21 protein-coding genes and 1 pseudogene are annotated in these 19,958 nt (G+C 67.4%); 7 read left to right on the forward strand and 15 right to left on the reverse strand.

Annotated features, from left to right (window positions below):
- Positions 1 to 75: 75 nt before the first annotated feature.
- Genes BLW57_RS01640 through BLW57_RS01650 form a run of 3 tightly spaced genes read right to left on the reverse strand, consistent with a single transcriptional unit; the run spans position 76 to position 2,785 of the window.
- Positions 76 to 528: a hypothetical protein gene (locus BLW57_RS01640; RefSeq protein ID WP_093471598.1), complete on the reverse strand. Its 453-nt coding sequence runs from the start codon at positions 526 to 528 to the stop codon at positions 76 to 78.
- Positions 525 to 1,289, reverse strand: a complete 765-nt coding sequence (locus BLW57_RS01645; protein WP_093471600.1) for a dienelactone hydrolase family protein — start codon at positions 1,287 to 1,289, stop codon at positions 525 to 527. The genes BLW57_RS01640 and BLW57_RS01645 overlap by 4 nt, the downstream gene beginning before the upstream one ends.
- The gene (locus tag BLW57_RS01650; protein WP_093471602.1) at positions 1,286 to 2,785 is read right to left on the reverse strand and encodes an MATE family efflux transporter; all 1,500 of its coding nucleotides are present in this window, start codon (positions 2,783 to 2,785) and stop codon (positions 1,286 to 1,288) included. Before BLW57_RS01650 ends, BLW57_RS01645 begins: the two co-directional genes overlap by 4 nt.
- Before the next feature lie 110 nt (positions 2,786 to 2,895).
- Here BLW57_RS01650 and BLW57_RS01655 point away from each other — a divergent pair, with 110 nt between their 5' ends.
- The gene (locus BLW57_RS01655) at positions 2,896 to 3,420 is read left to right on the forward strand and encodes a PadR family transcriptional regulator (protein ID WP_093471604.1); all 525 of its coding nucleotides are present in this window, start codon (positions 2,896 to 2,898) and stop codon (positions 3,418 to 3,420) included.
- A gap of 218 nt (positions 3,421 to 3,638) precedes the next feature.
- On the opposite strand, the gene BLW57_RS01660 is transcribed toward BLW57_RS01655, so the two are convergent.
- The 4 genes from BLW57_RS01660 to BLW57_RS01675 all read right to left on the reverse strand — a co-directional run bounded on the left by BLW57_RS01660 (position 3,639) and on the right by BLW57_RS01675 (position 5,756).
- Positions 3,639 to 4,151 carry a hypothetical protein gene (locus BLW57_RS01660; RefSeq protein ID WP_143051565.1) on the reverse strand — a complete coding sequence of 171 codons (513 nt, stop codon included), beginning with the start codon at positions 4,149 to 4,151 and terminating at the stop codon, positions 3,639 to 3,641.
- A 144-nt stretch (positions 4,152 to 4,295) separates the two neighbouring features.
- Positions 4,296 to 4,676, reverse strand: coding sequence for a DUF2267 domain-containing protein (locus BLW57_RS01665; RefSeq protein WP_256339784.1), 381 nt, complete (start codon positions 4,674 to 4,676; stop codon positions 4,296 to 4,298).
- 154 nt (positions 4,677 to 4,830) lie between these two features.
- Entirely contained in the window at positions 4,831 to 5,226 is a 396-nt protein-coding gene (locus BLW57_RS01670; protein ID WP_093480452.1) for a DUF2267 domain-containing protein, read from the reverse strand.
- Between the two features lie 98 nt (positions 5,227 to 5,324).
- Complete coding sequence (locus BLW57_RS01675; RefSeq protein ID WP_093471608.1) at positions 5,325 to 5,756, reverse strand: Hsp20/alpha crystallin family protein; 432 nt, start codon at positions 5,754 to 5,756, stop codon at positions 5,325 to 5,327.
- A gap of 126 nt (positions 5,757 to 5,882) precedes the next feature.
- Here BLW57_RS01675 and BLW57_RS01680 point away from each other — a divergent pair, with 126 nt between their 5' ends.
- Both BLW57_RS01680 and htpG read left to right on the forward strand, forming a co-directional pair.
- Positions 5,883 to 6,554, forward strand: coding sequence for a type III effector protein (locus BLW57_RS01680; protein WP_093471610.1), 672 nt, complete (start codon positions 5,883 to 5,885; stop codon positions 6,552 to 6,554).
- A 214-nt stretch (positions 6,555 to 6,768) separates the two neighbouring features.
- Complete coding sequence (htpG, locus tag BLW57_RS01685) at positions 6,769 to 8,688, forward strand: molecular chaperone HtpG (protein WP_093471611.1); 1,920 nt, start codon at positions 6,769 to 6,771, stop codon at positions 8,686 to 8,688.
- A gap of 416 nt (positions 8,689 to 9,104) precedes the next feature.
- Here the strand turns inward: htpG and BLW57_RS01690 are convergent, their stop codons facing one another.
- From BLW57_RS01690 to BLW57_RS01720, 8 genes and pseudogenes are all read right to left on the reverse strand, one after another.
- Positions 9,105 to 10,868: a thiamine pyrophosphate-dependent enzyme gene (locus tag BLW57_RS01690; protein ID WP_093471613.1), complete on the reverse strand. Its 1,764-nt coding sequence runs from the start codon at positions 10,866 to 10,868 to the stop codon at positions 9,105 to 9,107.
- Between the two features lie 14 nt (positions 10,869 to 10,882).
- Positions 10,883 to 12,466 (reverse strand): FMN-binding glutamate synthase family protein, encoded by a 1,584-nt coding sequence (locus tag BLW57_RS01695; RefSeq protein WP_256339335.1) that lies wholly within the window; start codon positions 12,464 to 12,466, stop codon positions 10,883 to 10,885.
- A 276-nt stretch (positions 12,467 to 12,742) separates the two neighbouring features.
- A pseudogene (locus BLW57_RS42055) lies at positions 12,743 to 12,996 on the reverse strand (Scr1 family TA system antitoxin-like transcriptional regulator); the annotation flags it as partial.
- Positions 12,997 to 13,082: 86 nt separating this feature from the next.
- Complete coding sequence (locus BLW57_RS01705; RefSeq protein ID WP_257572511.1) at positions 13,083 to 13,622, reverse strand: GNAT family N-acetyltransferase; 540 nt, start codon at positions 13,620 to 13,622, stop codon at positions 13,083 to 13,085.
- A gap of 538 nt (positions 13,623 to 14,160) precedes the next feature.
- Positions 14,161 to 14,304, reverse strand: coding sequence for a hypothetical protein (locus tag BLW57_RS41170; protein ID WP_176985410.1), 144 nt, complete (start codon positions 14,302 to 14,304; stop codon positions 14,161 to 14,163).
- A gap of 171 nt (positions 14,305 to 14,475) precedes the next feature.
- Complete coding sequence (locus BLW57_RS01710; RefSeq protein WP_093471617.1) at positions 14,476 to 14,742, reverse strand: DUF6199 family natural product biosynthesis protein; 267 nt, start codon at positions 14,740 to 14,742, stop codon at positions 14,476 to 14,478.
- A 455-nt stretch (positions 14,743 to 15,197) separates the two neighbouring features.
- On the reverse strand, positions 15,198 to 15,761 hold the full coding sequence (locus BLW57_RS01715) for a hypothetical protein (protein ID WP_093471619.1): 564 nt from the start codon (positions 15,759 to 15,761) through the stop codon (positions 15,198 to 15,200).
- A gap of 11 nt (positions 15,762 to 15,772) precedes the next feature.
- A complete protein-coding gene (locus tag BLW57_RS01720) occupies positions 15,773 to 16,033 on the reverse strand; it encodes a hypothetical protein (protein WP_093471620.1) in 261 nt (86 codons plus the stop codon).
- A gap of 239 nt (positions 16,034 to 16,272) precedes the next feature.
- Here BLW57_RS01720 and BLW57_RS01725 point away from each other — a divergent pair, with 239 nt between their 5' ends.
- From BLW57_RS01725 to BLW57_RS01735, 4 genes are all read left to right on the forward strand, one after another.
- Positions 16,273 to 16,446: a CsbD family protein gene (locus BLW57_RS01725; RefSeq protein WP_093471622.1), complete on the forward strand. Its 174-nt coding sequence runs from the start codon at positions 16,273 to 16,275 to the stop codon at positions 16,444 to 16,446.
- Between the two features lie 504 nt (positions 16,447 to 16,950).
- Positions 16,951 to 17,349: a gas vesicle protein GvpJ gene (gvpJ, locus tag BLW57_RS01730; RefSeq protein WP_093471623.1), complete on the forward strand. Its 399-nt coding sequence runs from the start codon at positions 16,951 to 16,953 to the stop codon at positions 17,347 to 17,349.
- 173 nt (positions 17,350 to 17,522) lie between these two features.
- Positions 17,523 to 17,720 carry a hypothetical protein gene (locus tag BLW57_RS40815; protein ID WP_143051566.1) on the forward strand — a complete coding sequence of 66 codons (198 nt, stop codon included), beginning with the start codon at positions 17,523 to 17,525 and terminating at the stop codon, positions 17,718 to 17,720.
- A 27-nt stretch (positions 17,721 to 17,747) separates the two neighbouring features.
- Entirely contained in the window at positions 17,748 to 19,616 is a 1,869-nt protein-coding gene (locus tag BLW57_RS01735) for a SpoIIE family protein phosphatase (protein ID WP_093471625.1), read from the forward strand.
- The last annotated feature ends 342 nt before the right edge of the window (positions 19,617 to 19,958 follow it).

Here is a 19,958-nt window from a genome sequence, read left to right on the forward strand (position 1 = left end):
GGCTAAGGGTTTTCCACCTGATGGATCCGGGCTCTCATCGCCGCCCGGCGCGGCAACTTCGACGGAGTCCAAGCCCTACCACGCCGGGCGGGGGTCCCGGAGCTCCGGCGGCGTCTGCTTGGGCAGTCGCTGGTGAGCGTCAGTGCGCAGCAGAATCCCGGGGCTCGGCACGAACTCGTCGGTCGGCGGTGCAGGCTCGTGAAAACGCTCCGTGCGCGGCAACGCCACCTCCACCAGCTTGCCGTCGTGGAACATCCACAGGCCGAAACAGTCGTCGTCCTGGTCGCGGATCAGCACCTGCACCCCGTGCGGATTCGGCCAGGGCAGCGCCTGCAGATCTGCGAGGAGCCCGGAACGTCCATGGGCTTTGTCGAACTCGAGCGCCCAGCCGTAGCCGAAGCCGCCGTCCTGGCCCTGCACAGGTTCGAACCGCCCCCGCCAGCTCCGGCCGGGGTCCTCGCGGGTCAGCGGTTCCATCACGTCGTCACTGTAGGGGGCCAGCACGATGACGTCTGCGGCTCTGCTCATGGCGAGATGGGACCACGCACCGTACCCACCCGACAACCTCTGTTACGCGGCAGGCACTCGGCGAGCAGGTCGAGGACGTCACGCCAGGCTCGCTGTGCGTGCTGTGGGTGGTAACCGACTCCGGGGACCACGGCGTGGTCGACCGGTGGGTGGTGGAAGGCGTGCAAGGCGCCGCCATAGACGACGAGGCGCCAGTCGACGGCTGCGGCCTGCATCTCCGCGGCGAATGACTCCCGTTGCGCGCGTGGCATGATCGGGTCTTCCGAACCCACTCCGGCCCACACGGGGCAGCGGATGCGCGCCGTCTCGCCCGGCCGGCCCGTGGTCAGGGCATTGACCGTCCCGATCGCGCGCAGGTTGACGCCGGCACGTCCGAGTTCCAGCGCGATGGCGCCCCCAGTGCCGTAGCCGACGGCGGCGATCTGGTCGGGGTCGGTCCGCGGCTCGGCGCGGATCACGTCGAGCGCCGCGTGGCCGATGCCTCGCATGCGGTCGGGGTCGGCGAGCAACGGCATGCAACGGGCGAGCATCTCCTCGGGGTCTTCCAGGTAGCGACCGCCGTGGAGATCGAAGGCCAGTGCCACGTATCCCAGCTCGGCGAGCGCATCGGCCCGGCGGCGCTCGACGTCGCTGAGCCCCATCCCTTCGGGCCCGACCAGAACCGCGGGCCGACGGTCGAAACCGGCCGGAAGTGCGAGGTGTCCGATCATTGTCAGGCCGTCGGCCAGGTATTGGACCGGGCGCGTTGTCATCGTCCTCATGCGCTGCGACTGTAGTGATCGACGGCCCTGATAGGGCCAGGGTTCTGCCACTGGCAGACGGGGCGAACGCATCGCGTCCCAGCGTCCCCTGAGAACCCGAGATCGGAGCGGAGTTCACAGGGTAGGTCGGGTGTCGGCGTGGTGCTGTCCGGGACCGAGGATTTCGGTCTGCTTGCCTCGCTCCCTGCGGTTCCACGCGGTGGCGTGTGCCGGTACAAGCGGAGGACGGCCATGCACTGCAGCGCCATTGACAGCGCCATGGCCCAGCAGATGCCTGCCAGACCCGATCCCGACATGCCGTAGGCGAGCGCCAGTTGCAGCGCCACCCCGCCAGACGTGATGCGGGCGAGAGCCGGGCTACTGCCGCTGCCCTCGAAGACTCCGCCGAGGGCGATGAAGCACGCCAGCAGTAGGAGGTAGGGTCCAATGCCGCGCAGATAGAGCGCTCCGGCTTCGACCACCGGGCCCTCGGCACCGAATACCCGCATGATCCACGGTCCGGCGGCGAGCAGTGCCAGGGCGGCCGTGAGTCCCAGCCCTCCGGCGAGGGCCAGTGCCTGGTGTCCGATGCTGCGCCGCTCGTCCCGCCCGGCACCGAGCAGATGCGCGGTATGGATGGCGGCAGCCTGGCGTACCGAATAGAAGGCCATGGTCGCGACGTACATCGCTTTGGTCGCGATCCCGTAGGCGGCGACGTCGCTCACGCCGATGTGGGCGACGACCGCGACCAGCGCGAGTGACCCCGCCATCCTGATGAGGAAGTCGGCAGACATCGGCAGACCGGTCGCAGCGGTTCTGCGCACGTCGGTGATGAGCTTGCCGGCTTGGGGTGAGGTCTCGCTCGCGGCCTGCCGCAGTGTGCCGTTGCGGTGCAGAACGAGGAGACCACAGGTGAGTGCGGCTGCCCGCCCCAGCACGGTGGAGATCGCAGCCCCGCGCACTCCGAGTCCCAGACCGAGAACAAGGACGGGATCCAGTCCGAGTACCAGCGCGTTCGCCACCACTGACAGTTTCATCGGGGTACGAGTGTCGCCGGTGCCCTTGAGGATGCCGTCAACGACGTTGGTGGCGAAGAACACCGCGACGCCGGGAAACGCGATCGAGAGGTAGTCGCCGGCGAGGGACAGAGAAGGGCCGTGGCCGCCCAGCACGAGTCGAGCCAGCGGCTCGCGGAACAGGTATCCGCCGATGGCGATCGGGGGTGTGACAAGTGCCCAGAGCGCCCAGCCGCCGCGTACGGCCGAACGTATCGCCGCCGGATCTCGCGCACCCCTGGCACGCGCGACCAGCACGGTCGTGCCGGAGCCGGCGATGAGGATGACGCCCAGCAGGAGGTTCTCGACGTTGGTGGCGACCGCCACCGCGGCGACCGCGTCCCCGCCGAGTCGGGCGACCCAGAGCATGTTGATGATCCCGGCTGTGACCCCGGCGAGGAGCTCGAAGTAGACCGGATAGGCAAGCGAGATCAGCTTGCGACGGTGTTCCGTTGCACCCATGGCAGGTCCCCCTCTTTTCGCTGTACCTCGAATCGAGGTACAGCGAAAAGAGATAACATGACGGAGCGGAGGGAACAAGCCCACGGACGAGCGAACCAGGAGATCGGTGCATGCTGGAGCTGTCGATTCTCGGCTTCCTCTACGAGGAGCCCCTGCACGGCTACGAGCTGAAGGCACGCATCCAAGCCCTCAGCGGCCACATCCGTCCGGTCAGCGACGGCGCGCTCTATCCAGCCATCGCACGGCTGGCGAAGGCAGCCCTCCTCGAGCAACGCACCGAACCCGGCAGCGGTGCCGCACATCGCCGGATCCTGTCCCTCACGGAGACAGGCCGGACCGAACTGCTGGCTCGCCTGAGGAACCCCAAAGACACAGAAATCACCGACGGGCAACGCTTCTTCACACTGCTGGCATTCTTGCGCCACCTGCCGGACCGCGCCGAGCAGGCCGCCGTTCTCCGACGCCGTCAGTCCTTCCTCGACACCCCGTCAAGCTTCTTCTACCGCGATGGCGAGCCGGTTCGAGCCGAGGAAGCACCGGACGTGTTCCGGCAGGGCATGCTGCGCATCGCGCGTGCCACCGGAGCCGAGGAGAGGGCGTGGCTGGACGAGGCGATCCGTAGCTTGGAAACCTGAGCGAGAGCCGGCCGCTGCGGCCACGGCACAAAAGAGACGGGCTTTCACCCGGGAGAGCCTCCACGATGCTCCTGGGTTCTCGCCGACGCAGCACACCGAGAGCAGGCGAAGGGGACGCGGCCGGTCAGACCCACGCCTAGGGGGATATGACAGCCCTTAGGGCAGTGGCCTGCACACGTCTGGGCCTCCATATGGAGGTTCGGATGTCATGCAGTCAATCAGCAGTCGTCGCCGCCTTCTTGCCTCGTTCCTACCTCCGAAGCGGAGAGCAAGGCGTCCAAAGCCGCTCGGGCCTCGGCAATTCGGTTACGCCACTTGTCGCCTCGCAGGGCCGCAGTGTCCCACTCAACTACCGGTTCGGCGCCTGTCGTGCAGTAGCCATACACCTGATGGGCCACCCGGCTGGTGAGGAGTTCGTCGTAGTGGAACGTGCCCTCGAAAGCTGCCCAGGCCACTGCCCGCGTGTCTGCGCAGACACGCCGCAGTACTGCTCCCGTGTACTCGCGCAGATCGAGCGAGACGTCAGAGAAGTCAAGGTCGTATGACACTAGACCGAGTCGCTCGATGGCCTTTGGTTGCCCCAACAGAGGGAAAGACAGGAAGGCGTCAGGGACCATCCCGGCGAGGTGAAAGGCCTCCTCCGGCAACGGGGTGTTGCCAGAGCCGATGACGAAGACGTTCACCGAGGCCGGACCTCGCCAGCACAGCAAATCCCTTATCTCAGCAGCCATCGTCCCGTCCCCTCCAACGGTATACGTCGGCGAACAGAGGGGACCCACCCGCCGGCCACTGCCGCTCCCCGCTCCGTCGCTCACGCCGGTAGCAGCCCACGCCGCAACCGATCGACGTCCCAGGCGTACAGGATTCCGCGGCCGCTACAGGGCTGGGGTGAGTTGGGCCTGGCCGAAGAGCAGAGCATAGCCGGTGGGAAGCTGCTGCAGGATTCGGGTGAGGAGGTCGGGGCCGGCGAGGGTAGCCACAGTTGTGAGGACGGATCCGGTGTCCCAGCGGGTGGTGGCGAGGGAAGCACCGGCTTGTGTGGCGAGGTCCTTGACGAAGGCCCAGCCGGTCAAGGGCTGGAGGGTGGGGATCTGTGCGGAGAGGATGCGTGCGGCTTCCAGGGGAAGGCGGGCAGCGAGCTCGACGCGTTCGTCGCCCGTCAGCTGGCGTCCGAGGCCCGCGAGGACGAGGCGGACGGCTTCTTCGGCTCTCTCCCGGGTGGGGTAGGCCCCTTCGTAGCGGACCTTCTCCAGCATCTGCTCGTAGGTGCTGGTGGAGTTGTGCTGCAGCGGTGCATGCAGGTCGGTCGTCACTGCAGTGGCTGCCTTTCGTGTTTCGGTCGCGGGGGCCCGGTAGGACGGGAGGGCGGCGGCACTCCCGTGCGGGTCCGCGGGCATCCGGTGAGTGTGATCAGTCGGGTTGGGGGTGGCCGAAGAGGAGGTCGTAGCCCGCGGGGAGCTGGAGCAGGATCTTCGACATGAGGTCGTCGCCGGCCGCGTCGGCGACCGTGCTGAGCACGGCGCTGACGTCCCAGGCGGCGGTCTGCTCGGTGGCCCCTTCGATCCAGGCCGCCGTCGCCCTGACGAACCTCTCCGGGGAGAGGGGTTCGGTTGCCTGCAGCGGGTTGAGGAGGATCAGGGCGAAACCGTCCGGCAGGCGAGCCGCCAGCTGGGCGCGCACCTCGCCCACCAGATGTGCGCCCAGCAGGGCCAGCACGACGCGGGCCGCTCGGTCGGCTTCCTGTCGGTTGGTGTACTCGCCGCGTTCGGTCACGCGGTCGAGGAACGCTTCCATTCGCAAGGTCACATCGACCGCCACCTTTCCTCAGCCCGTGGAGCGGAGGACGGGCGAAGAGAGCGAGGCGCCCGTCCTGCGCTGCTGCTCGGCCTGCTGTCGCCGATGGCTCAGCCGGAGATTTCCCTGCGGTCCGATCCCCCGCCGACAGCGATCTTGCGGGGCTTGGCCCGCTCGGCGATCGGGATACGCAGGGTCAGCACGCCGGCGTCGTAGTCGGCCTTGATCCGCTCGGTGTCGAGCGTGTCCGCCAGCACGATCTGGCGGGAGAAGACGCCCAGCGGCCGCTCGGACAGTTCCATCTGCACGTCGTCGGACTTCGCCACCGGCCGGCGCTCGGCCCTCACGGTCAGCATATTGCGTTCGACGTCGATGTCGATCGCCTCGGCGCTGACGCCGGGAAGGTCGAAGACCACGACGTACGCGTCGCCCTCACGGTAGGCGTCCATCGCCATCGCCGACGGCCGCGACCACGTCCCCGGGCCCACCAGCTGCTGAGCCAGACGGTCCAGCTCACGGAAGGGGTCAGTGCGCATCAACATCGGAAAACACCTCCAGCAGGTTCAGGCAGTTGCTGCCAATGCGCCTCACGGAAACCGTTGTAACATGTCATCCAATGGATGACAACCTCGACGTCATCCAGGCGACGACCACAGAAGGAGGTGCCCATGAAGTCACCCGACCAACCCGACAGGCCGCCCGCCGCGAGGGCCAGCGCCCCGAACCCGGCGTCCTTCCTCGCGGCCGCGGCAGCCCTGGAGGCCATAGACAACGCCCTGCAAGCCGCCCAGCACCAACCCACACCCACCCCCGCGACCGCGTCCGCGTCCGACGTGGGCCCGGAGCAAGCCCTCGCCTCGCTGCACCTACTGCGACACGTCCGTGAGCAACTCGCCGGCTGGGAGACCGGCCTGATCGAAACCGCCCGCGAGGCAGGCGCAAGCTGGGCCGACCTTGCCCCTCCCCTCGGCGTCGCCAGCCGCCAGGCCGCCGAACGCCGCTACCTGCGCGGCCGGCCCGGCCCCGCCGGAAGCACCGGCGAACAACGCGTCCAGGCCACCCGCGACCACCGCGCAGCCCAGCGCAGCACCACCGCCTGGGCCCGCCGCCACGCCGCCGGTCTGCGCCGCATCGCCGGCCAGATCACCGCCCTCACCGACCTCCCGGCGGCAGCTCGCCAACCCCTGCGCCAGCTCGACGAGGCCCTCGGCCAGGACGACCCCACCGCACTCCTCGCACCCCTCAAAGCCACACAGCCACACCTCGCAGCCCACCCCGACCTCGCCGCCCGACTCGACACCCTCACAACCTCCACCACGACCACGAACAATCCCGACTGATGCCCCACCCCGCGACAGACCGCGCCCCGCCCCATGGGATGCCTGGCGGAACGACCTCGGCCAGGCATCACGGGGTAAGGCGTTCACAACCCCGGAACTGGCACCGTCGGCTTCTCGCGACCACGCTTCAACTGCCTGCTCAGCGGCGCCCCAGACCCTCTTCCTGCAATTGATCACGTTGCTCCGATGACTGAATTGTGAGGTATCCGCGACCATGCCGACCGAGACCTTCGAGTTCCAGGTCGAGGCCCGTCAGCTGCTCCAGCTGATGATCCACTCCGTCTACTCGAACAAGGACGTCTTCCTCCGCGAACTTGTCTCCAACGCCTCCGACGCACTCGACAAACTGCGCCTGGAGAAGCTGCGTCACGACACGCTCGACGCCGACATTTCCGACCTGCACATCGAGATCGGCATCGACCAGGACGCCCGCACCCTCACGGTGCGGGACAACGGCATCGGCATGTCCTACGACGAGGTCGGGCAGCTGATCGGCACGATCGCCCACTCCGGCACCGCCCAGTTCCTCCAAGAGTTGCGCGAGGCCAAGGAAGAGGCAGAGGAAGGGCTCATCGGCCAGTTCGGCGTCGGCTTCTACTCCGGCTTCATGGTGGCCGACGAGATGACCCTGCTGACACGACGCGCCGGGGAAGGGGAAGGCACCCGCTGGACCTCCCGCGGTGAGGGCACCTACACCCTGGAGACGGTCGCTGACGCGCCGCAAGGCACCTCGGTCACCTTGCACCTCAAGCCGGCCGACCCCGACAACCAACTCCACGACTACACGTCGGCGTTCAAGGTCCGGGAGATCATCAAGCGGTACTCGGACTTCATCACCTGGCCCATCCGCATGGCACCCGAAACTCCGGCCGCCGAAAGCGATGACGACGGCAAGGGCGACAGGGCACCGGCGCTCGAGACGTTGAACTCCATGAAGGCGCTGTGGGCGCGGTCCCGCGACGAGGTGTCCGAGGAGGAGTACCACGAGCTGTACAAGCACGTCGGCCACGACTGGCGTGACCCGCTGGAGACGATCCGGCTCCAGGCGGAGGGCACCTTCGAGTACCAGGCCCTGCTGTTCCTGCCGGCCCATGCCCCCTTCGACCTGTTCACCCGTGACTACAAGCGCGGCCTGCAGCTCTATGTCAGGCGGGTCCTCATCATGGAGGACTGCGAAGCACTGCTGCCGCCGTACCTGCGCTTCGTCAAGGGGGTCGTCGACGCGGCAGATCTGTCGCTCAACGTCTCCCGGGAGATCCTCCAGCAGGACCGCCACATCGAAATGATGCGCCGTCGCCTGACGAAAAAGGTCCTCTCCACGGTCAAGGACATGATGGCCAAGGACCCCGACCACTACGCCACTCTCTGGCGGGAGTTCGGCACGGTCCTCAAGGAAGGGCTCGTCACCGATTCCGAAAACCGTGACGCCCTCCTCGCCGTCGCATCGTTCGCCAGCACGCACCACGACACCGAGCAGACGACCCTCAAGCAGTACGTGGAACGGATGAAGGAGGGGCAGGACGCCATCTACTACCTGACCGGGGAGTCCCGGCAGAGCATCGAAGCCTCCCCGCACATGGAGGCGTTCAGGGACCGCGGCATCGAGGTCCTACTGCTGACCGACCCGGTCGACGAGGTCTGGGCCGACGCGGTCGGCGAGTACGAGGGCAAGAAGCTGCGCTCCGTCGCCAAGGGCCAGATCGACCTCGACACCCGGGGCGGCGACACCTCCGACGAGGAGCAGAAGAAGCGGGACGAGGAGTACGCAGCACTCCTCGGATGGATGACGCAGGAGCTGGGCGAGGACATCAAGGAGGTACGCCTGTCTTCGCGGCTGACCGTCTCCCCCGCGTGCATGGTCTCGGACAACGGCGATCTGACCCCGGCTCTGGAGAACATGTACCGCGCCATGGGGCAGGAAGTACCCCGCACCAAGCGGATCCTGGAACTCAACCCCCACCACCAGCTGGTGCAGGCCCTCAACCAGGCGTACAACGAGCGAAAAGACCACGCAGAGCTCGGCGAGACCGCCGAAGTCCTGCATGGCCTGGCGGTCCTCGCCGAAGGCGGCCAGCCCAAGGACCCTGCACGGTTCGTCAAACTGACGGCAGACCGCCTGGAACGCGCTCTGTAGCCCACCCCACGACACACCGACGCCCACCTGGGAACAGCTGGCCGGCTTGCTTCGCTCAGCACGAGCAGGGGCGCTGGCCGGCCCGGGGCGCGCCGCGCAACCTGCCATGCGGTGCGCCCCGGCCGAGCGAGGGACGCTGGATGCGGCAGCGGAAAGACCCGGGGCGGCACGGTGGATGACCGCCGTGCCGCCGTGCCGCCGTACGAGGGGTGACACATCCGGCTGCGGCGGCTCGTCCGGCGGCAGATGCTGACGAAATCCAGCTGGCCAGTTCCGTCATGACACCGCCGGCAGGTCGCCTCAGGGCTGGACCGGCCATGCCCTACCCACGGCTCGCGAGAGTAGCCGCCGTCTCCAAGGAGGCGGCGGCTACTCCGTGGACCCTCAATTCCCGTTTCCCGATGGCCCCGAGAGTCTCAGTGACTGCTGGTGTCACCGTGGCTGCGGACGATCTCCTTCACTTTGGCGACCGCGAATCCCCATCCTTGCTCAACCGTCGGCTTGGCGGGCACAGCGATCTCGTCAGGGTTGGTGAGCACGTCGAGGAGCACCGGCCCGGGGCTGTCGAAAGCGCGACGTACGGCCTTCTCCAGTTCGGCCGGGTCACTCACCCGGATGCCGGTGATCCCCATCGCGGTGGCGACCGCTGCGAAGTCCGGGTTGTCCAGTACTGTGCCGAACTCCGGAAGGCCGGCCTGCTCCTGTTCGAGTTTCACCATGCCCAGACGGCGGTTGTTGAAGACGATCAGCTTCACAGGAAGTTGATGGGTCTTGAGTGTCATCAGGTCGCCCAAGAGCATGCTCAGACCACCGTCCCCGCAGAAGGCCACGACCTGCTGCTCTCGATTCAGGCATTGGGCGCCTAGCGCTTGTGGCATGGCGTTGGCCATCGACCCGAGGTTGTAGGAGCCGATGAGGCGGCGTTCGTGTCGCATTTCGACGAAACGGGAAAGCCATACGGTCGCCATGCCCGTGTCGGACGTGAACACGGCATCATCCGCCGCAAGCCGATTCACCGTGGCCGCCAGCGCCTCCGGACGAATGTCCTGAGTGCGGTTGTCGAGTGAGGAGCGAATACGGCCGATCAGGCCCTTGTCGTGCGCGGGATCCGCGAGCCGGAGCTGACCTTCGTGCCACCGGTCGAAGCGCTCACGCGCCTTTTCCAGGTGCGACCGGTCCCGTGCACCCCGAGCCCCCGGTGCCGGTGCGGAGAGGTGGCGCAGGAGATCACGAACGGTAGCGCCCGTGTCGCCGACGAGGCCGATGTCGACAGGTACCCGCCGCCCGATGTGTGCTGCCTCGCTGTCCACTTGGATGACGGTCTTACCCTGCGGATACCAATCCCGGTAAGGAAAGTCGGTGCCCAGGAGCAGGAGGGTGTCGGCGTCTTCGAGGGCTGCTGCAGCAGCCGGGTTGCCGATCAAACCGGTCTGGCCGACCTGGAACCGGTTGGCTGCGCCCTCGAAGCCCTCCTTGGCCTTCAAGGTGAGGACCATGGGAGCGGCCAGGCGGTCGGCCAGGGTCAGCACATCATCACGTGCGGCCCGGGCGCCCCTTCCCACAAGCAGCGTGATGCGCTCGGCATCGTCGAGGGTTTCGGCCGCTCGCCGCACGGCCGACTCGTCCGGTCGGCTGAGTGGGGCATTCAAGGAGAACCTGGCCGGACGGTCCCCGCTCAGTTCCTGTTCCCCGAGGTCACCCGGCACGGTCAGAACAGCTACGCCCTTGCGGCCCAGAGCAGTGCGAACCGCGGTCTCCAGCATCTGCGGGAGTTGTTCCGGGGAGGTGATGGTGGCCCGGAAAACGGCCACGTCACTGAAGAGGGCATCGTTGTCGACTTCCTGGAAGTAGTCGCTGCCGAGTTCGGCAAGCGGCACCTGGCCGGCGATCGCCAGGACCGGGGTATGGCTCTTGGCTGCGTCGTACAGGCCGTTGAGGAGGTGGACGGAACCAGGTCCGACCGTGCCCATGCAGACACCGAGAGTGCCGCTGAGCTGCGACTGGGCGCTCGCGGCGAATGCGGCAGCTTCCTCGTGCCGGCATCCCACCCACTCCACGTCGTCGGTGGTACGGATGGCGTCGGTCAGAGGATTGAGCGCATCTCCCACGACGCCGAAGACCTGGCGTACGCCAAGATCGCTCAGTGCGTCCACGATGACGTGCGCAACAGTACGAGCCACGTGAGTCCTCCAGATCAAACAGTGAAACGGTCGGGGTCAGCGGCCTTCCAGTCGGCCGCCCAGGACTGCGGAGGCTCGGCGAGAAGCCGTCCCGGCTCGAGCCACTCGTGCAAATCTGCGTAGGAGCGCTCGGTGTGGGGGGCTATTCGCCGGCGGAGCATGTGCGGACGCAACTCGGCAGGATCGGTGACGCCCATGGACGCCATGATCTGCAGCGCACTGGATACGGTCGCTTCCTGGAAGCGCTGAACACGCGGTGCCTTGTCGCGGACGTCGAGAGCGCGGGCACGTCGTGGATCCTGCGTCGTCACACCGGTGGGGCAGGTATTCGTGTGGCACCGCTGAGCCTGGATGCAGCCGACGGCGAACATCATCGCCCGCGCCGCGTTGCCGTAGTCAGCGCCCTGTATCAAGCGTTTGACCAGATCAGTACCGGTCGCGATCTTGCCACTCGCCCCGACTTTGATCCTGTCGCGCAAGCCCGCACCGACAAGCGCGTTGTGCACCGTGAGCAGGCCCTCGGTGAGCGGTGCCCCCACGTGGTCGGCGAACTCCATGGGGGCGGCACCGGTGCCCCCCTCTCCTCCGTCTACGACGATGAAGTCGGGCGCCGTGCCTTCCGCCAGCATCGCCTTGCACACGGCGAGGAACTGCCGGCGGGATCCTACGCACAGTTTGAATCCTGTCGGCTTGCCGCCGGACAGCTCCCGCAACCTGGCGATGAACCGGATCAGTTCCCTGGGGGTGGAGAACGTTCTGTGGTACGGCGGCGAGATGACCGTCCGACCCTCGGGCACGTCCCGTACCTTCGCGATCTCGGCGTTGACCTTCGTACCTGGCAGGACGCCGCCAATGCCTGGCTTGGCACCCTGAGAGAGTTTCAGGGAGACGCACTTGACGTGATCGTGCGCGGCCTTGTCGGCGAACTCGGCAGGATCGAAGTCACCGTCGCCAGTGCGGCATCCGAAGTACCCGGTGCCTATCTCCCAGATCAGGTCCCCACCGGGCCTGAGGTGGTACTCCGACAGGCCGCCCTCACCGGTGTCCTGCGCGAAATTCCCCGCAGCCGCCCCACCGTTGAGCGCAAGGACGGCGTTGGCCGACAGCGAGCCGAAGCTCATCGCCGACACGTTGAGCAGCGCCATGTCGTAGGGGTGCTTGCAGTCGGGCCCCCCGACCCGCACCCGCGGCGGCGTCTCTGGCACCGGGCAGGGAGCCATCGACGGCACGAGGAATTCGTAGCCAGGCTGATAGACGTCCCGTTCGGTGCCGTACGGCTGCTCTGCGTCGGTACCTTTGGCCCGCTCGTAGACGAGGGTGCGGACATCCCGGTCGAAGGGGCGCCCATCGAAGTTCCGCTCAATGAAGTACTGCTGCAGTTCCGGGCGGATGCGCTCCAGAAGAAACCGGGCATGCCCCAGCACGGGATAGTTGCGCAGTACCGAATGCTGGCGCTGCAGCAAGTCGACCCCACCCACCAGCCCCAGCAGCGTGAGCGGGACAGCGGCCGCCCACCACCAGGGCGACAACCCGACCGCGGCCACGGCCGCCGCTATGCCAGCGGCCAGAGTGAGAGCGACGAAGAGAGTGCGTATCACCCTTGGCTTCCTTGCCCTGGATCGGCGATCCACTCCTGCGATTTGGCCCACACCTGAGGTGTCCGCGGCCTGGGTCGATGCAAAGTGATCAGATCCTGCGTCTATCGCCCGTGCAGCCGTCAGCAGCCGGTCGACCCGACGTGCTGTCATCGCCCTGCCCGCGGACGAGGCCCACGGCTACCACCACCCGCACCGAGACGGCCTACGCCACCACCCCGGGGCGGGCCCCACCGGTACGAAGATCCCGTTCAACACCGAGAGGGCAGTCAAGTCGGCTCACACGGTCAAGCCACGCAGGGCTCGGTGGATGACGTTCTGCGGGTCCGCCCCGTATACCGCCGACTCCCGCAGCGTCCGCCATGTACGTAGACAGGTGTCGACACTGGCCGAGTCATCGACCCACAGTTCCGCATGCCAGTTCTCGACGATCACCTGCCGGTCGTCGTACAGCCAGAAACCAGTGGCTGGGGAATTTTCACGGACGCGGTCAGCGGGACGATCCCCAGCTCCACGGTGTCCAGGCCGATCGATGGAGAAGCCTTAGGTGCGTCGGTGGCCGCCTCGACTCCCTTACCGGCCCCTCTCGCCGGCCGTGACTGAAGCTTTTGCACTTCGCTCATGCGCCTGTTGGCCCTGGGACGCGCAGGACGCTGGTGAGTGGGGCCAGTACGCGCCATCCCATCGTTTCGTACAGGGCCCGCCCATCTGGCGTCGCGCCCAGCACGCCTGCTGTAGCCCCCTGCTCTGCGGCAGCGTCGGCGAGCCCGCGCATCACCACACGCCCCAGGCCGCGGCGCTGGTGGGCCGGGTCTGTCTCCACCTGGTCGACGACGGCGGTGGGGCCGGTGACAGCGATCTGTCCACGCGAGGCGAAAGCGCCGTCGGCCGTCCGCACCAGGGCGCGGGTAACGCCAGCACGTGTCCAGGTCGTCAGCTGATAGCCGGCAGGGAGGGGGCCCGGGACCTGGGTGGGGTCGACGAGTAGGGACGCGGACATCAGGTAGCCGGATCCGCCGGCGAGTTGCCAGCCCGGGGCCAGCCAGGGTTCGAGTGTTTCGGGTGGGACGAAGGCCTTCAACCAGACACCGGGCGTGGTGGTGCGCTTGGTGATCTCTTGGAGGGTCGCCTCGACCGCGGAGGACAGGACGTGGCGCATGACGTGTCCGGGTAGGCCCACGTCGACGGTGAAGCCCCAGGGCGACGGCACAGGTTCGGCTGCACCGCGCGAGGCGGACCAACCGTGAACCCATGCCCGTACAGCCTCGTCCGTGCTTGCGAAAGGCAAGGCTTCTCCCTCATGCCGGTAACAGGTGCACCTCGCAGGTGATTATTACATCAGGAGATCCACCGCGAGGGAAGGCTCGTCCCGGCAGGCCTTTGCCATGCCTCCTGGTCTCCCGCCATGGCCGGTCGCCGACCCTGGTTGCGCGGTGGCTCAGCCAGGGAAGCCACGGTCCACACCGGCACGGCCATGGCCTCAGGTTCCGAAGCACCCCAAGTAGTGCCAGACCTTCTCAGGCGCCTGCGCGTCACCCGGGATGGCGAGCACGGTCAGCGGTCAACACCCGCTCGCGGAGCGCGCTTTCGCCGCACCTGCATTGGTTCCACGTGAAGGGAAGCAGCATGTAGAGCCGCAGAGAGCCGGGAAACGGCCAGGAAAGAGGGGCTTCGGCCACGAACAGATTGCCCCTGCCTCATTCCTGTTTGCGCCGGGCGAACCAGTTGGCCGCCAGCAGCCAGGACCACAGCAGGACCAGCACGGCCGCTATCGCTATGCGGCTCACGCTGTCCTTGTCCATCAGGCGCCACACCAGCAGGCCGATACTGATACATAGCATCGGCCAGAAGAGTCGCGGGCCCCACCGATTTCCCGGCCTCGTCCACCGCGGCGGGACACGAGGATCGGAAGGTTGCGTCATATGCGCCCTCCTTTCCGGCAGCCGTGCGCCCTGACTGTCCGGCTGTACCGGACACACGGCGGGCGCCGCCTCAAGCAGTCTGACTTACCGTCAAATGTTGTGCACCAGCATCCAGGTGGCGAACGCCAGGAAGACCACCCCTGTCACCCGCTGCATGGCGTACCCCTTCCCCGTGGGTTCGGTCCCCTCAGGATTCTTGACCCAGCCCCGCTGCATTCGACTATTCATCCGCCACAACAGCTGAGGACGGATGACCTGCACGAGGCCCGTGATCAGGAACAGGGACATGAACACGATGAAGGCGGGGCTGGAATTGCCGCCGTCGGAGGCCACACGCACTATCGCACTGTGTTCCATGATGCCCCGCTTCCCTGACGTCTCCTCAACAAACGTACTGTCATATGCACGCCTGAATGTGTGTGGTGTTTCATGCGTGCAACGGCGGTTGTCGGAATGGGCGTGGCGTCTGGCGCTTTTCCGCGCTGTGTTGGATGACCCGCTGGGCTCCTGTCGCCGCTTGACTGTCAGCGTTTGTTTCGCCGACGAATCGCTACCGCGGCCAACACGAAGCCCAGCACGACAATCAGCACCTCCACCCACGCAGGGACGAAATCCGGTGCCCGGCCGCCCACCGCCGTCACGACCCACTCTCCGCCGGCCATACCCTTCCCTTCCCTCAGGCGAGCCACATGTGCAGCTCTGACTCGCGGCCGACGTAACCGCCATGGATGATGTGTCAATGTCGGTTGGCGGTAAGCGCTCATCGGACCGCACGGTCGACGACTGGTGCCGGTGACGTCCGCCGCGCGGTGTCACCTCGACGGACGACGCGCCTCGGACTCATCCCCGGTAGCGCCGCCCGGGGGCTCGTTCTGCAGCGCCGCGCGCATCGTGCGAAGCCGGCGGGTCTGAAGGTTGCTGTTGTAGACCATCCATCCGATGAAGACCACAGTGAGCACGGCCATGCCGATGGTCTGCCGTGGTCCGGCGGTGAGCGCGGTCAGCACGGTGATGGCACTGAAGAGCACCGCCAGGAAGGCCAGCGCCGCCACGCGGTGCCGGCTCCGGTGCAGCCGCTGCCCGACCAGGTCGCGCATCGCGGTCCGCTCTTGCGGATCCGACGGCACCTCACCGGTTCGCAGCTTCCGGTCCAGTGACACGAGGCCGTCTGTCGTACCGCCCGCGGCCCGCTTCTCCCTGCGGCGCGCGACCAGCGCCACGCAGATCCCGCCAAGGGAAATGACCGCGGTGCGCACCACCACGGAGGGAAACGACCGCCCCGGGTACAGCAGCGTGATCAGGACACTGGCAGCAAGGACGGACAGAGCGATCTGCGCCCACAGGTGCTTCGCCAGAAACACGTTGATCCGTTCCATGCCCGGCCTCCCTAGATCCGCTTCCTGGCCCGGACGGTCGTGAGCAGCATGGCGCACGCCACGGCCAAAAGGATCCAGGCCACTGCGCAGTACGCCCAAGCCGTCATCCCCCGTACCGCGCCGACCGAACTCGCCACCGCCCACACGGCCAGGACGAAACAGAGGGCGGTCCATGCGATGTCGGCGAACCGGAAGCGTAGTTGAGCGCGCTGACGGGTGCCGGGCTGCAACGTGCCGAGTCCAGTGACCTCGGCCCTCTTGCGCGATTCCACGAAACGTCACTCCTCTCAGCCGGACTGGGTCTCCCGACTACCCGGGCCCTACGCGCACACGCACCAAGTAGGCCTATGTATGCGGAAGTTGTTGATCCGTTTACCTCTGGCCGGAAAGCCACCCAAGGGCCTGTTCGACCTCACCATCACTTGCCGAGAACCCTCGTTTGCGATGGATGGACGGGGGCACGAGGTCTTCACCGCAACAATGGCGAAGACCCTACGAGGAGGCGTGCCTCATGAGTGCCGGCGAAAAGGCCAAGGCGAAGACCGAGCAGGCTCAGGGAAAGGCCGAACAGGCTGTCGGAAAGGCCGTCGGGAACGACCGCATGGCCGCCGAGGGCCAGGCCAAGAAGAACACGGGTGACGCCCGCGAAGCCAAGGAAAAGGCCAAGGACGCCTTCAAGCACTGAGCCGCCCTCGGCGCATGAGAGGGGCTGTCCCGGGAAGAACCGGGGCGGCCCCTCTTTCTCGTGTGCTCCGGAACCGCCGACCCTCCGAAGGCCGTCACCTGCTTGTGTCGACAGCCTCCTGATCACCAGCAGCAAACCTGGTCATTCGGCTGTGCGGCCTCCGACAGCTCCCTTTTCGACGTGGGGGCGGCCGCCACGCTCTACCCCCTCATTCTCCGTCGACAGCATTCGACGTCCACGCTTGCCAACACGCGCACAGACGCGACCGCTCTGACCTGCGGCACAGATCGCCGACCCGAGCCCGCGGCTCGGTACGGCACGGTGCACCCCATCGCAGCGGACATCTGACACGCTCCCCGCCTCGCCAACCTCCTCCATGTGTTTTGTCATGGGAGGTGGGGGCATTCGCAGCCTGCATCGAGGCGACGCGGGTATCGGCACCAGGCTGCCCACGACGTTCCGCGGACGGGCCAGGCCGAATCAGATGACGAGGGGTTGGTCACGATGACCGTGGCACGGCAGCAGGGCAGCGGGGGCGGCTCCAGCGGCCTGTACGACGTACTGGAGCTCATCCTCGATCGCGGGCTCGTCATCGACGCTTTCATACGCGTCTCCGTCATCGGCATCGAGATCCTCACGATCGACATACGGATCGTCGTCGCCAGCATCGACACCTACCTCCGCTTCGCCGAGGCATGCAACCGCCTCGACCTGGAATCCGGACCCCGCAAACCAGCGGGCCGCACCGACCTGACGGAATCGCTGACCGAGTCAGGCGCCCGTGGCAAGACCAAGGGAGCCCTCTCCGGCGCCGCCGAGACCGTCTTCGACGCCTACCAACAGGCACGCGACGAAGGCAGAGCCCGTCAGAGCGAGCGCGCTGCGGACCGGGAAACGGAGTGACGTGACGACTACCAGGGCTGACAGGGTCAGCAGTGCCTCCCCGCCGCAGTTCCAGGTCACTATCGGCTGTACTGCCGCCGGGCGGTCCGGGTAGCGGAAGGTGGTCTGTACCCGGTCGCTGCTCTCCATTTCCGTCCGTGGCCGACATGCCGCAGGGAGCTGGGCGTCCAGCCGTGCCACCGCCCCACTGGCTGCCGGGGCGGCGCACGCCTGTCGTCCCGACGACCTCGATGCAGCGGTATCCGCTGACGGCGATGGTCTGCGTGTTCTCCGGCGGGGCGGAGATCATGGCCGTACGGGAGGTCCGCTCGGACAAGACGGCAGGTGGGCTATGGCTCCTGCGTCGGGTGCGTCCCCCTGCCGCCTTCTGAGAACCTGGTGACGAGGGGTGGTATCCCATGACCGGTTCGTGCGGCGAGCTGAATCCTGGCTTCGGGGACGCCGTTCTGCGTGACCTGGGTGCCGGTGTCTTCACCCTCGACGCGGCCGGGCTGATCACCTACGTCAATCCATGGGCGGAGCGTCTGCTGGTCCGGCCGGCGGCGCAGATGCTGGGGCGTGACGCGCATGATCTGCTCCACCGCAGCCCGGACGGCGGTCGGGTTCCGCCCGAGCGGTGCCTGCTGCGGGCTCCGCTCGCGGGCGGCACGGATGCGGTCGAAGGAAGCGAGGAGTACTTCCTGCGCGGGGACGGGGTCCTGCTGCCGATCATCTGGTCGGCGACGCCGCTGGTCCTTCGCAGTGGCGCGCCCAGCGGGTTGGTGATCGTCTTCAGTGACTTCAGCTTGCACCGGGACGCCGAAGACCGGGCGACCGCCCATACCGCCGCTCTGGAAGCGCTCACCGACCGGCTGAATCTCCTCTCGGAGGTTTCGTCGGTCCTCATGTCCCACATGGACGCCACCGTCGCCGTGCGCGAGCTGCTTCCCTTGCTGGTACCGGTACTCGGTCACTGGGCCGCTATCGACCTCGTCGACGCGCGATCCGGCGCCCTGCAGCGCGTCGCCGTGCGCAGCCCGGCCGATCCACGCCTCGCCGGGCAACTGACCGGCCCGCTTCCGCTGCCGGCGACGCATCAGCCGGAGATCATCCGCGGCGACCGTCCGGTCCTGTTGCAGGCGACCGACATGCTGGATGCGGACGTGCCGCTCGCGACCACCCACCGGATCTTGTTCGAACGACTCGGCGGCCATTGGGCCACCGCCGTACCCATCCGGTCCCGCCGGCGGTACTACGGCGTCCTGACCGTGGCGCGAGCCGAAGAATCCCCTCCGCCGGCCGAGGCCGAGATGCGGCTGCTCGCCGACATCGGACGCCGTCTCGCGCTGGTGCTGGACAACAAGCAGCTCTACGACGAGCAGCGCAACGTCGCGGAGACCATGCAACGCCAGCTACTCGCCCCACTGCCGCAGGTCGACCACCTGCGCATGGCCGCCCGCTACCTGCCGGCGCAGCGCGCCCTGGAGATCGGCGGCGACTGGTACGACGCCTTCCTGCTCTCCGACGGCGTCATGGCCCTGGTGATCGGCGACGTGGTGGGCCACGATCTGCAGGCCGCGGTCCACATGGCCGAGGTACGGAACATGCTGCGCGCTCTGGCCTGGACCCACGTGGAGCCCCCCAGCATGATCATGCAGCGGCTGGACGAGGCAGTGACCCACACCAGCGACGCACCCATGGCCACGCTGATCTTCGCCCGGGTCGAAGGCCCAGAAGGAGGGCCTTGGCGGCTGCGCTGGGTCAACGCCGGTCACCCTCCGCCGCTGCTGATCACGCCCGACGGAGCGACACGATTCCTCAGCGGCGGCCACGGGCCGCTGATCGGCATGAGCACCACCTTGCACCTGGGCCTGACCTGGCCGGACGCGTGTGAGGACCTACCGGCGGAGGCCACCGTGCTCTTCTACACCGACGGCCTGGTCGAGAGCAGGGAACAGCCCATCGACGCCGGCATGGCCAGACTCCGCCACCACGCCTCCCTCCTGGCCAAGCGACTGGACGCCGGGACCATCGACGACTTCTGCGATGAACTCCTGCGGCGCCTCTCCCCTCACGGCGACGACACAGCCCTGCTGGCCCTGCGCCTCCCACCGGCCGGAGCCGGCGCCCGCGACGACCACAGTCCGGCACCCCCACCGCAAGACCCTCACAGCCCCGCCGCCCCTGAACGGGCCGCTCCCGGTTCACTCCAGGAACACGCTCCCGTCCAGGACCCCACACGAGCGACCCGCGAGGCCCGGCGCCCGCCGGACAGACCCGACATGTAGGGCCCGCGGTCGATGGGAGGGCAGACTCTGGTTCCTGAGCACTCGCTACGAGGCCTCTGTGTCGGACGTGAGCGCGGTTGTTCCCATGAATGCCGCCCTACGTCCTCTGCGCATGGGCCTTGTTGGCCGTACTCGCAGGACAGAATCTCTGAACTGACGACGCGCAACCGATCGAGTCGTTCGCGAGGTCAGTAATTCAGGTGAGGCCACCCGGTCGAGTTGCCCGCCCTCTGGTGGGGGACGCGCGCCGTCCTGAGGTGATGGCCGTCCGAACGACCTGGCGGTACCTCGATTGCCGGCCGACGGCGGCGTGCACCACCATGCTCACCCCAGTACAGGACG

The sequence above is a fragment of the Streptomyces sp. 1222.5 genome (assembly GCF_900105245.1).
In the GTDB taxonomy this organism is placed as follows: domain Bacteria; phylum Actinomycetota; class Actinomycetes; order Streptomycetales; family Streptomycetaceae; genus Streptomyces; species Streptomyces albidocamelliae.